This is a genomic window from Solwaraspora sp. WMMD792, from assembly GCF_029626105.1.
GTDB lineage: Bacteria > Actinomycetota > Actinomycetes > Mycobacteriales > Micromonosporaceae > Micromonospora_E.
Window position 1 is genome coordinate 4,941,844 of sequence record NZ_JARUBH010000009.1, and the last position, 10,491, is coordinate 4,952,334.

Sequence of the window (10,491 nt, forward strand, 5' to 3'; positions counted from 1 at the left end):
TGTTGATTCGACGATCATCGAGACTACGAACGCTCGCCAGCACGGAGGGATTCATGATCAACGAGGAGCTACCGGCCGTCGTCATCGGGGCCGGACCGGTCGGCCTGGCCGCCGCCGCCCACCTGCACGAGCGCGGTCTGCCCTGGGTCCTGCTGGAGGCCGGCGGCAGTGCCGGCGCGGCGGTCAGCAAGTGGGGGCACGTCCAGCTCTTCTCCCCCTGGCGTCACAACATCGACACGGCCGCCCGCCGGCTGCTCGACGCCGCCGGCTGGGCCGCCCCCGATCCCGGCCACCTGCCGACCGGCGCCGAGCTGGTCGGCGACTACCTCGAACCACTGGCCAAGCTGCCCGACCTGGCCGGTCGGATCCGGTACGGCGCGCGGGTCGTCGCGCTGGGCCGCGCCGGAATCGACCGGGTCCGCACCGACGGCCGGGAGCAGGCACCGTTCGTGGTCCGGCTCGCCGACGGTACGGAGCTCAGCGCCGGTGCCGTCATCGACGCCTCCGGCACCTGGGGTACGCCGAACGTCCTGGGCGTCAACGGGCTGCCCGCCCACGGCGAACCGCAGGCAGCCCACCTGATCAGCACCGCTCTGCCGGATGTGCTCGGTGCCCACCGGGCCGACCACAGCGGCCGGCACACCGTCGTCGTGGGTGCCGGCCACTCCGCCGCCAACACCCTGCTGGCCCTCGCCGAGCTGGCCGCTCAGGAGCCGGACACCCGGGTCAGCTGGGTCACCCGTGGCGCGACCATCGACCGGGCGCTCGGCGGCGGCGACGCCGACGCCCTGCCTGGCCGCGGCAAATTGGGCACCGGACTGCGGTTGCTTGTCGACTCCGGCCGAGTCGAGCTGGTCAGCGGATTCGGCGTACACACCGTACGGGTCACCGCCAGCGGCCAGGCCGAGCTGGTCGCGACCGACGGCCGGACGCTGGCCGCCGACCGAATCGTCTCGGCCACCGGTTTCCGCCCCGACCACCGGATCGCCGACGAGCTACGGCTGGACCTGGACCCGGCGCTGGGCTGCACCCGGAGGCTGGCCCCGCTGATCGACCCGAACGAGCATTCCTGCGGCACCGTCCCGCCACACGGGGTGGACGAGCTCACCCAGCCAGAGCCGGGGTATTACGTGGTCGGCATGAAGAGTTACGGCCGGGCGCCGACGTTCCTGCTGGCCACCGGCTACGAGCAGGTCCGCTCGGTCACGGCGGCGTTGGCCGGTGACTGGACCGCAGCCCGGGACGTGCAGCTGGATCTGCCGGAGACCGGCGTCTGCTCGGTGGCGCCCAGCGACCAGTCCACCACGCCGTCCGCTGCCTCCGGCGGCTGCTGCGGTTGACCGTCGTCGACCTGATCAGCGACCGGAGCCACGGCGCGTGCCGCTGATCAGATCGGCTCGTTGAGAAAGCCGGAGACCCGCTGCCGCAGATCGGTGCGCTGATTCCAGAGCACGCCGGGGCGGTCGTAGACGTGCAGGGCGGCGCCCGGGATGGCGGCGGCCAGCCGCTCGGCGGTCTCGGCCGGGTGCAGGTCGTCGCCGACGCAGCCGATCACCAGGACCCGGGCGGTGACCGCGGCGAGCGCGGCCGGGTCGGGCACCGGCACCGCGTCGGCCAGGTCGACCAGTTCGGCGGCGAGTCCGTCGCGCAGCAGCTGGTCGATCCTGGTACGCAGGTACGCCCACGCGGCCGGGGTGTTGCGTACCGGCACCGGGGTCTCCGCCGCGATCAGCTCGGCCACCCCGGAGACGTCGCTGTCGTTGACCGCGGTGACCAGCTCGGCGATCCGCTGGCGGGCCGAGGCCGGCCGGGCCGCGTCGAAGGCTGACGGTAGGAAGAACACCGCCCGGTCGAACCGCTGCGGGCTGTCGGTCAGCAACCGGGCCAACGCCCCGGCACCGAGGCTCATCCCGACCGCCCGGCCGGCACCGGTCAGATCGGCCACGGCCCGCAGGTCCCGGGCCAGGTCGGGGTAGCCCCATGGGCCGGCCGGCGCGGCGGAGCGGCCATGCCCCCGGAACTGGAAGAACACCTTGCGCCCGGCGACTCCGCTGCCCAGCGGCCGGGTGGTGGCGATGCCGTGCGCTATGCCGTGCGCGAAGACGGTGGTCGGCTCACCGGACCCGGTGACCAGCCGTTCCAGCTCCACGCCGTGCGGCGTGGTGATCACCTCGGTCTCCGGCTCGGGCAGCGCGGGTCGGCCGGTACGGGGACCGGACGGGCCGGGCCCGTAGGTCCGCGGCCCGCCGTCCGGCGGCGGTGGCCAACGGAAATCTCTCACCAGGAGCCTCGGCCGTCGGCGATGTCCCGCAGCCCGACCCGCACGTCGAGCAGGTAGATCAGCCCGGCGGCGATCCCGATCAGGCCGAACAGGCTGACCTGGAACAGCAGGGTGAGCAGCAGGCAGACGCCGAGGATGGCCAGCCACGCGCCTTTCGGCAGGGTGCCGATCGCCGGGAACGCCTCGCCCTTCTGGGTGACGCAGTGCACCAGCGCGACAGCCTGCACGACGAGGGCGAACACGAACAGCGCCAGGTCGAGGATGTACCGGACGTCGGCATAGAACAGCGGCGCGGCAGAGTCCATGCCCAAAGCTTATGCCGCGGGCCCCGGATGCGTGCCACCTGCATCCGGGGCCCGCGGGTCACCCGGACCCGCCGGAACTACTCGGCCTTGGCCTGGGTGGGCTTGGCCGACTCGGTCGAGTCGGCTTCCGGTGCTGCGGTGACCTGGGCCGGAGCCTCGGTGGTCTCCATGTCGGCGTTGACGGTGTCGGCGGCCCGGACCACCCCGGTGCCGACGACCCGCTCGCCGTGCGCCACCAGCGTGCCGTAGATCGCCACGGCCCGCTGCCCGGCCGACTGGGCACCGGCGAGCACCGCGTCGCGGTTGCGCAGCGCGATCGCCCGCAGGCGCTCCAGGTCGGCACCGGTGTTGGCCCGCTCACGCAGCTCGGCGGTGCTCTGTGCGGCCTTCTCCCGCAGGCCGACGGTGCCGAGGGTGGCCTTGCCGGTCAGCTGGGTGACGGCCACCGGCAGCTTGCGCAGCTGCTGGTAAGCCAGGTCGCCGGCGCCGGCGACGGCGTACAGGGGTGCTGGGATCCGCTTGGTCTTCGGCTGGCTCATCGTTGCTCCTCCTCGGCCGCTGCGGCGGCCTGCTCGGTTTCCCCGGCCCGGGGCGTACGACGCCGGGGGGTGGTCTTCTGCCGGGAGGTGGTCCTGGTCGGCGCGGTGGACGGCGGGTCCTCGGTCGCCGGGCCAGGTGCGGCCCCGGCCTCGGTGACGGCGACCGACTGCAGGGTCTGCTCCTCAACTTCTTCGGCGGCGGTAGCTGCGTCCGCGTCGGCGTCCGGTCCGGCGTGCCGGGCGTTCTCCCGGCGGAACGTCTCGTAGATCTGGCTCAGCGACTGCTTCTGCGCCATGGTGAGGTCGGGGTCCGAAGCGATCGCGGCGAGCACGCCCTGGCCGTCCTTGTCGTCGAGCAGCCCGGCCCTCAGGTACATCACCGGCGTGGAGACCCGCAGTGCGCTGGCCAACTGCTGGAGCACCTCCGCGCTCGGCTTGCGCAGGCCGCGCTCCACCTGGCTGAGGTAGGGGTTGCTGACGCCGGCCTGCTCGGCGAGCTGCCGCAGCGAGATGCGGGCGTTGTGCCGCAGGTCGCGGATGAAGCCCCCGATGTCGCGGGGCAGGTCCTTCGGTGTTGCCATGCCTCGACGGTAACCCGATCTGCTTGCAACTGCTAGCGAAACGCTAACGAAAGTTAGCGGAGTCACCCGGAAGGTTCGGCGGGAGGAGCCGCCGGGAAAGTCGTTGGCGGCCACCCGCCCCGTGTCGCTAGGCTCCCCGCCGATGACGACGATCCGGGTTGGCGACGCGACAATCAGCTACGACGACGTCGGCACCGGGCCGCCCGTACTGCTGATCCACGCCGGCATCGCCGACCGCCGGATGTGGCGGGCGCAGGTCGCCGCGCTTCGTGACCGGCACCGGGTGATCGCCATGGATCTGCGCGGCTACGGCGAGTCCGATCTGCCGGCCACCGCGTTCGCCCACCACGACGACGTGATCGGCCTGCTGGACGCGCTCGGCGTCGCCCGCGCCGCGCTGGTCGGCTGTTCGTTCGGCGGCGCGGTCGCCATCGACGCCGCCCTCGCCCATCCCAGCCGGGTCACCGCCCTCGCCCTGTTCGGGTCGGCACTGGGCGGCCACGACTGGTCCGACGCCACCGAACAGCTCTGGGACGACCTGGTCGGCGCGGTGGACCCGGAGGACCTGGACGCGATGGCCGACGCCGAGGTGCGGTTCTGGGTCGTCGGCCCGCATCGGCAGCCCGCCGATGTCGACCCGGAGCTGATCGCCTTCGCCCGCGAAATGGACCGTCGGGCGCTCGCCGCCGAAGCCGCGCTCGGCGACGTCACCCACCGCGAACTCGATCCACCGGCGGCCCGCCGGCTCGCTGAGATCGGCGTGCCGGTGCTGGTCGGCGCCGGGGCGCTCGACGTGCCGGACATCCTTGCCCTGGCCGACCTGATCAGCACCGGCATCCCGACCGCCCGGCGGCTGCCGGACGTGCCCGGCGCGGCCCACCTGCTGCCGTTGGAGTGCCCCGGGCCGGTCGACGCCGCGCTGCGCGAGTTCCTCGCCGACACCGCGCGATAGACGACCACACCGTGCGATCGACGATCACCGTGCGATAGCCAACTCGTCCGCCGGCCAGCCTCGTCAGGACGGCCGGCACAGGGCGCGCAGCGCGCCGACCGGCTGGCCGCCACCGAGCACCGGCGGCTCACCGAGTTCGGCCAGAGCCATCGAATCCAGGCCCTCGGCGTCGGTGCCCGTGCCGACGCCGAGCCGGCGCAGCGCGGCAACCACCGGCGGCACCGTCGCCCGCTGCGCACCGTCGTCGATCTTCACCGCGATCGCCCCGACGCCGGGCACCGCCACCGCCAGCACACCCTCCGCGCCGACCTTGGCCAGCAGCCCGGGCACCGCCCGCATCAGCCGGGTGTCGGCCCGTCCGGTGCCGGCCACCAGCTCCGGGTACGCCCGCATCGCGTCCGCCACGGTCCGCTCCACCGACCCGGCGAGGCCGTGTACCAGCCGCAGGAACGCCCGCGCCACCGCGGTCAGCGACAGCGCCAGCACCGGCGCGCCGCAGCCGTCCACCCCGACGGCGGCGGCCGGCTCACCGGCGTACTCCTCGACGGCGGCCCGGATCCGTTCCTGCAACGGATGCTCCGGATGCCAGTACTCCTCCACCGGCCAGCCGGCCGCCCGGCAGGTCAGCAGCATCCCGGCATGCTTGCCGGAGCAGTTCATCTGCAGCCGACTCGGCCCGCCACCGGCGCGCAGCACGTCGGCCGCGGCGGCCGCGCCGACCGGCAGCTCCGGCGGGCAGCGCAGCGCCGCCTCGGTGAGCCCGGCGGTACGCAGCAGCGCAGCCACCCGGGCCAGGTGGAAGTCCTCGCCACTGTGGCTGGCACAGACCACCGCCAGATCGGCGGGATCGGCCAGCCGCAGCCCGGCCCACAGCATGCCGATCGCCTGCAACGGCTTGTTCGCCGACCGGGGAAACACCGGCGACTCCACGTCGCCGAACCGCTCCCGCAGGCCGCCGTCAGCGGCCAGCACCACCAGTGAGCCGTGATGCCGGCTCTCCACGAAACCGGAGCGGGCCATCTCGACCAGCGGCACCCCGCCGGCGTACCCGGTCAACTCTGCGACATCCCGGCTCAGGGCTCGATCGCGGCGGTGAACTCACCGGCACGCAGATCGGCGTCGTCCGGCACGTTGCGTTTCACCACCGCCAGAGCGACCATGCCGAGCTCGTGGTGGCGCAGCGCGGTGCCAACGAAGCCGACCGTCCGGCCCTCCAGGGTCAGCGGGGTGCCGGCGTCCGGCGGAGTGTCACTGGCCACCCCGTCGAGGTGCAGCAGCACCAGCCGGCGCGGTGGCCGGCCCAGGTTGTGCACCCGGGCCACCGTCTCCTGCCCCCGGTAGCAGCCCTTGTCGAGGTGGACCGCCGGTCCGAGCAGGCCGACCTCCGCCGGAATCGCCCGGTGGTCGGTCTCCAGACCGACCCGGGGGGTACGCGAGGCGACCCGCATCGCCTCGTACGCCCAGAGCCCGGCCGGGGCGGCACCGGCCACAGTCGCCTCGGCCACCAGCTGTGCTGTCGCGGCCCGGGGTACCAGCAGGTCGACGCCGAGTGGCACCCGACGGGCCCAGCCACCCCGGTACGGCCCGTCCGTCGGCAGCGCGGCCACCGGGTAGAGCACGGTGGGCCGGTCGGGGATCGACCCGGCGGCGAACTTCGACGCGGGCACCGGCAGCAGGTCCGGGTCGGCCAGTCCGGTCACGCCCAGCGCCGCCGCCGCGTCGACCGCAGCCGGGCCGACCAGCGACAGCACCGCCCAGTCGGCGGTCACCTCCGCCGGGTCGACCTGGGTGAAGAACCGCATTTTCAGCAGGTACGCCAGCAGTTCGCCGGCCATCTGCGGCTCGGTGTCCAGCCAGGTGGTCGTGCCGTCCTCGGCGACCATCGCGTGCTGCTCCACGTGGCCGTGCGGGGAGAGCACCAGCAGCTCGGTGCCCTGACCGGCGCGCAGCGTCGCCAGGTGCTGGGTGGTCAGGGTGTGCAGCCAGCCGATCCGTTCGGCACCGGGCACCGCCAGCACGCCCCGGTTGCTCCGGTCGACCAGGCCGACCTCGGTGGCGAGCCGACGCTGCTCACGCATCGGGTCGCCGTAGTGGGCGGCGACCCCGGCGTCGGGGGATCCGGTGGCCACGTCGGCGATGTCCACCGCGCCGGCTACGTCGATCACTGTTTTCCTCCGCACCGCTCGCAGGTGCCGAACAACGCCATGTGGCCGATGTCGACTTGGAAGCCGCGCTGTTCGGCGAGCGCGGTGATCAGCGGCTCGGCCAGCGCCGGGTCCATCTCCGAGACCGACTTGCAGGATCGGCAGACCAGATGGACATGCTGGTCCTCGCCGACCGAGTGGAACGTCGGTGAACCGTGCGACAGGTGGGTGTGGGTGACCAGGCCCAGCTCTTCGAACAGCTCCAAAGTGCGGTAGATGGTGGTGATGTTGACCCCGGCGGCGACCTCGCGCACCGCGTTGAGCACCTGCTCCGGGGTGGCGTGTCCCAGCTCGTGCACCGCTTCCAGGATCAGCTGACGCTGCGCGGTCAGCCGTAGCCCGCGCGAGCGCAGCATCTCTGCCAGGGAAGATTCAGCCACCGTCGCCATCCTATCGCCGCCGTCTCCGTGGCCGGCCCGTCTCCGTGGCCGACCCGTCTCCGTAGCCGACCCGGATCAGCCGCCGACCCGGATCAGCCGGGCGGACAGGTGCGGGGAGAGCGGCTGACCGACGGCGGCCATTTCCTGGGCGTACAGCAGCGCCCCCTCGACGATGCCGAACAGCCGGTGACCGCCGGTGACCTCCTTGGCGGTACCGGTACGCACCACGGCGTCGGTGGCCAGCTCGACCTGCACCCCGGTGACCCGGCCCAGGTAGAGCTCCATCACCCCGGTCGGGGTCATCATCGTCGCCTCCAGCTCACCGGTGGCCCGGCCGTCGGCGTCGGTGACCGCCCGCCACCAGCCGAGTTCGCGACCGGCCGGGCGCACCGGGCGGGACTGCTCGTCGAGCAGCCAGGCCCGCGACTCGTACTGCAGGAACGGCCGGCCGTCGTGGCTGATCCGGATCTCCTGCGCGTAGTCGAAGTCCTCGATCGTCGGGTAGCCGCCGCGCCCCCGCCCACGCCACACCCCGATGTAGGGCAGCAGCGCGTTCAACGCCGGGTGCAGCTTCGGGCCGACCCGCAGGTCGTGGCTCTCCTCGAACGGGTACGGGTCGACCGGCGGGGCGTCCAGCCACGGCGGCCGGACCGGGTTCTCCTCGGTGCTCGGCTGTCCCGCTCCGGACGCGCTGCTCGCGCTCATCGGTCCTCCGCTTTCTCACCAGCGTCCACGGCAGATGCGGACCGCGAGGTAGACCAGGCCACCGGCGAGCGCGCCAAAGCCTGCCACCAGCAGGCTGACGAACCCGATCTCGGTAACCATGACAAGGCCATCCTATGCTGGCCGCATGGCTCGCACTCTCGTCGTAAAGGCGACCGCCGGCTCGGACGAGCCGGAGCGGTGCGCCCAGGCGTTCACCGTAGCGGGCACCGCCGCCGCGGCCGGCGTCGAGGTCTCCCTCTGGCTGACCGGTGAATCGGCGTGGTTCGGGCTGCCCGGCCGGGCCGCCGAGTTCGACCTGCCGCATTCGGCGCCGCTGCCCGACCTGCTGGACGCGGTGCTGGCCAGCGGTGGTCGGGTGACGGTCTGTACGCAGTGCGCGGCCCGCCGCGGGTTCGGCCCGGACGATGTGCTGCCGGGGGTACGGATCGCCGGGGCGGCGGTCTTCGTCGAGGAAATCATGGCCGACGGCGTCCAGGCCCTCGTCTACTGACCGGGCTGGCAGTCGCCGACGGGTCAGCGGGGATCGGGATCAGCAGGTGAAGTCGGTGGCGGCGATCCAGACGTCGTCGCCGTCGAGCCGCACCACGGTGCCCTTGGTGTCGTATCGGTGGACGAACAGCGGTGGCTGATCGGAGACGACGGTGGCGCGCGGCATGGTGAAGCCGAGCGACGCCCACTCGTCGGACTCCGCTGTGCTGACCGCGGTCAGCGCGTAGCTGCTGAGCTGTCCGTCGCCGTCGGGACAGGGCAGTTCGACCGACGATGCGGCCTGTACGTCGGCCACCCCGAAGGCGCCCGCCAGCAACTCGGCGTGGCTGCGCGGGGTCGCGCCGGCGGTGGTGCCCGGCCGGGGGTCGGCGGGTGCGGGCCGGGACCCGTCGGACGCCGGGCGGCAGCCGGTGCTGATGCGCAGCTGCACCACGCCGGCGCGGATCAGTTCGCCGCGGACCGCGACGAAATCACCGGCGTCGGCACCGAGCCGCGACCGGCCGGTGGTGGCGTCGTGCCGGGCTATCGCGGCGTAGCTGGCCGGGAGCCGGCGGGCGATCCGGTCGAGCAACGCCGGGCCGGCGTCGGGCGCCGTGTAGGCGGTGAGCACCCGGGTCAGTTCGGCGCCGGGTCGCATCGGGGTGATCCGGCAGCCCTCGGTGATCTGCTCCTCGGCCAGCACCACCACCCCGGCGTCGCCGACCGCAGTGGTCAGGTCGATCGCCGCCCGGTCGGCGACCGGCCGGGCCTGCCCGATGTCGCGCTGCTCGCGAACGGTCGGGCTGTCGTCCCGCTGGGACTGCACGGCCAGGCCGAACAGCAGCACGATCCAGGCCACTGCGGCGGCCGCCAGCCACCACCGCCACCACCGACGCACCGGGCTCTGGCCAGCGGCGTTCGGCGGTGTGGTGGCGGCCGGCGGTACGGTGGCGGCCGGCGGTCCCGCCGACGGCGGCGGGACCGCTGCGGCCAGGTGTGCCGGCGGGACGGCCGGGGTCGCGGGCGGGTCGTCAGTCACCCGGCCATCGTGCCAGGCACCGGCCAGGGCAGCCGGCCCGCCCGACAGCCGTCAACAGCCGGCCCGCCCGACAGCGGTCAGCAGCCGACCTCGACGGGCCGGCCGATCCGCTGCTCCGGCAGCTCCCGATCTGGCCCGTCCCAGCCGGGCTCGCTCGGCACCGCATCCTCGTGGACCAACTGGTCGCGGACCAGCTCGTCGCGAACGGCCACGTCGTCGCGACCGGTCAGCTCCTCACGAACGGCCAGGTCGTCACGAACGGCCACGTCGTCACGGCCAGCGTCGTCGCTGGCCAGGTCGTCCCGCCGGTAACCGGCCGGGTCCGGTCCCGCCGCCGATGCGCCGAAGTTGTCCGGTGCGCTCGACGCGAGCCGGTAGCCGACGCCCCGTACGGTCTGGATCTCCAGGCCGCCGCCGGCGCCGCGCAACTTGCGGCGCAGCCGTTTCACGGCCGAATGCAGGATGGCCGTGTCGCCGAGGTAGGCCCCGCCCCAGACCGAGCCGAAGAGCCGTTCGTAGGTCCAGACCACCACCGGCGGGGTGGCCAGCCGGGCCAGCAACTCCCGTTCCAGCCGGGTCAGCGCCAACGGCTCACCCCGCCAGGTGACGAGATGGCCGGGCACGTCGACGACGAGGTCGCCGAGCACGACCGGCGCCGCCGGCTCCGGGTCCTCCGCCGGTACGGGCGGGAACAACATCGCCCGTAACTCGGCCAAATCAGTACAGATGACTACCGTGCCGCAGTCGTCGAGCCGTCTTACGACGCGCTCACGGACGGCTACGTCAGCGGTGACACACACGACCAGTGGCACCTCACCGTTGACCACCGCGCTCCTCCCCAGGTTGCTGCGTGTCATCAGACAACGCCGTTTAGTCGCCGGAGTCAACAGCGACAGTCACCGATACCACTTCGGCCCGACGCTCGACCACGTGTTGCCCGGGTACTGCCTGAAAACTGCCCAACAGACCCCATTGATCACCAACGTCGCCCACTAAAGCATGACTCGTAGCCGCCG

13 protein-coding genes and 1 pseudogene are annotated in these 10,491 nt (G+C 73.2%); 3 read left to right on the top strand and 11 right to left on the bottom strand.

Going from position 1 to position 10,491, the window contains the following annotated elements:
• Positions 1–53: 53 nt before the first annotated feature.
• Positions 54–1,340 carry an FAD-dependent oxidoreductase gene (locus O7629_RS23065; RefSeq protein ID WP_278171712.1) on the top strand — a complete coding sequence of 429 codons (1,287 nt, stop codon included), beginning with the start codon at positions 54–56 and terminating at the stop codon, positions 1,338–1,340.
• A 47-nt stretch (positions 1,341–1,387) separates the two neighbouring features.
• Here O7629_RS23065 and O7629_RS23070 read toward each other — a convergent pair whose 3' ends face one another.
• The 4 genes from O7629_RS23070 to O7629_RS23085 form a co-directional block, all read right to left on the bottom strand.
• Positions 1,388–2,281 carry an alpha/beta hydrolase gene (locus tag O7629_RS23070; RefSeq protein ID WP_278171714.1) on the bottom strand — a complete coding sequence of 298 codons (894 nt, stop codon included), beginning with the start codon at positions 2,279–2,281 and terminating at the stop codon, positions 1,388–1,390.
• Positions 2,278–2,586 carry a DUF2516 family protein gene (locus tag O7629_RS23075; RefSeq protein ID WP_123605844.1) on the bottom strand — a complete coding sequence of 103 codons (309 nt, stop codon included), beginning with the start codon at positions 2,584–2,586 and terminating at the stop codon, positions 2,278–2,280. Before O7629_RS23075 ends, O7629_RS23070 begins: the two co-directional genes overlap by 4 nt.
• A 77-nt stretch (positions 2,587–2,663) precedes the next feature.
• Positions 2,664–3,125: a hypothetical protein gene (locus tag O7629_RS23080; protein WP_278171717.1), complete on the bottom strand. Its 462-nt coding sequence runs from the start codon at positions 3,123–3,125 to the stop codon at positions 2,664–2,666.
• Positions 3,122–3,706: a helix-turn-helix domain-containing protein gene (locus O7629_RS23085; RefSeq protein ID WP_278171718.1), complete on the bottom strand. Its 585-nt coding sequence runs from the start codon at positions 3,704–3,706 to the stop codon at positions 3,122–3,124. Before O7629_RS23085 ends, O7629_RS23080 begins: the two co-directional genes overlap by 4 nt.
• Positions 3,707–3,848: 142 nt before the next feature.
• Between O7629_RS23085 and O7629_RS23090 the strand changes: the two genes are divergently transcribed.
• Complete coding sequence (locus O7629_RS23090) at positions 3,849–4,658, top strand: alpha/beta hydrolase (RefSeq protein ID WP_278171719.1); 810 nt, start codon at positions 3,849–3,851, stop codon at positions 4,656–4,658.
• Between the two features lie 63 nt (positions 4,659–4,721).
• On the opposite strand, the gene O7629_RS23095 is transcribed toward O7629_RS23090, so the two are convergent.
• The 5 genes from O7629_RS23095 to mtfM form a co-directional block, all read right to left on the bottom strand.
• Positions 4,722–5,678, bottom strand: a complete 957-nt coding sequence (locus tag O7629_RS23095) for an asparaginase (RefSeq protein WP_278174647.1) — start codon at positions 5,676–5,678, stop codon at positions 4,722–4,724.
• 53 nt (positions 5,679–5,731) lie between these two features.
• The gene (locus tag O7629_RS23100) at positions 5,732–6,820 is read right to left on the bottom strand and encodes a folate-binding protein (RefSeq protein WP_347403737.1); all 1,089 of its coding nucleotides are present in this window, start codon (positions 6,818–6,820) and stop codon (positions 5,732–5,734) included.
• Complete coding sequence (locus O7629_RS23105) at positions 6,820–7,242, bottom strand: Fur family transcriptional regulator (protein WP_278171720.1); 423 nt, start codon at positions 7,240–7,242, stop codon at positions 6,820–6,822. Before O7629_RS23105 ends, O7629_RS23100 begins: the two co-directional genes overlap by 1 nt.
• A gap of 75 nt (positions 7,243–7,317) precedes the next feature.
• Complete coding sequence (locus tag O7629_RS23110; RefSeq protein WP_123605847.1) at positions 7,318–7,947, bottom strand: FABP family protein; 630 nt, start codon at positions 7,945–7,947, stop codon at positions 7,318–7,320.
• Between the two features lie 15 nt (positions 7,948–7,962).
• A complete protein-coding gene (gene mtfM / locus O7629_RS23115; RefSeq protein ID WP_278171721.1) occupies positions 7,963–8,067 on the bottom strand; it encodes a small membrane protein MtfM in 105 nt (34 codons plus the stop codon).
• 25 nt (positions 8,068–8,092) lie between these two features.
• Between mtfM and O7629_RS23120 the strand changes: the two genes are divergently transcribed.
• Positions 8,093–8,458 (top strand): DsrE family protein, encoded by a 366-nt coding sequence (locus tag O7629_RS23120; RefSeq protein ID WP_278171723.1) that lies wholly within the window; start codon positions 8,093–8,095, stop codon positions 8,456–8,458.
• A 39-nt stretch (positions 8,459–8,497) separates the two neighbouring features.
• On the opposite strand, the gene O7629_RS23125 is transcribed toward O7629_RS23120, so the two are convergent.
• Together O7629_RS23125 and O7629_RS23130 are read right to left on the bottom strand one after the other, a co-directional pair.
• The gene (locus tag O7629_RS23125) at positions 8,498–9,475 is read right to left on the bottom strand and encodes a hypothetical protein (RefSeq protein ID WP_278171725.1); all 978 of its coding nucleotides are present in this window, start codon (positions 9,473–9,475) and stop codon (positions 8,498–8,500) included.
• A 368-nt stretch (positions 9,476–9,843) separates the two neighbouring features.
• A pseudogene (locus O7629_RS23130) lies at positions 9,844–10,302 on the bottom strand (winged helix-turn-helix domain-containing protein); the annotation flags it as partial.
• Between the last annotated feature and the right edge of the window lie 189 nt (positions 10,303–10,491).

Excerpts from the sequence above, each read along its gene's own strand:
- O7629_RS23065 (WP_278171712.1), top strand. The coding sequence starts at position 54 with ATGATCAACGAGGAGCTACCGGCCGTCGTCATCGGGGCCGGACCGGTC.
- O7629_RS23075 (WP_123605844.1), bottom strand. The coding sequence starts at position 2,586 with ATGGACTCTGCCGCGCCGCTGTTCTATGCCGACGTCCGGTACATCCTC.
- O7629_RS23080 (WP_278171717.1), bottom strand. The coding sequence starts at position 3,125 with ATGAGCCAGCCGAAGACCAAGCGGATCCCAGCACCCCTGTACGCCGTC.
- O7629_RS23085 (WP_278171718.1), bottom strand. The coding sequence starts at position 3,706 with ATGGCAACACCGAAGGACCTGCCCCGCGACATCGGGGGCTTCATCCGC.
- O7629_RS23090 (WP_278171719.1), top strand. The coding sequence starts at position 3,849 with ATGACGACGATCCGGGTTGGCGACGCGACAATCAGCTACGACGACGTC.
- O7629_RS23095 (WP_278174647.1), bottom strand. The coding sequence starts at position 5,678 with ATGGCCCGCTCCGGTTTCGTGGAGAGCCGGCATCACGGCTCACTGGTG.
- O7629_RS23110 (WP_123605847.1), bottom strand. The coding sequence starts at position 7,947 with ATGAGCGCGAGCAGCGCGTCCGGAGCGGGACAGCCGAGCACCGAGGAG.
- mtfM (WP_278171721.1), bottom strand. The coding sequence starts at position 8,067 with ATGGTTACCGAGATCGGGTTCGTCAGCCTGCTGGTGGCAGGCTTTGGC.
- O7629_RS23120 (WP_278171723.1), top strand. The coding sequence starts at position 8,093 with ATGGCTCGCACTCTCGTCGTAAAGGCGACCGCCGGCTCGGACGAGCCG.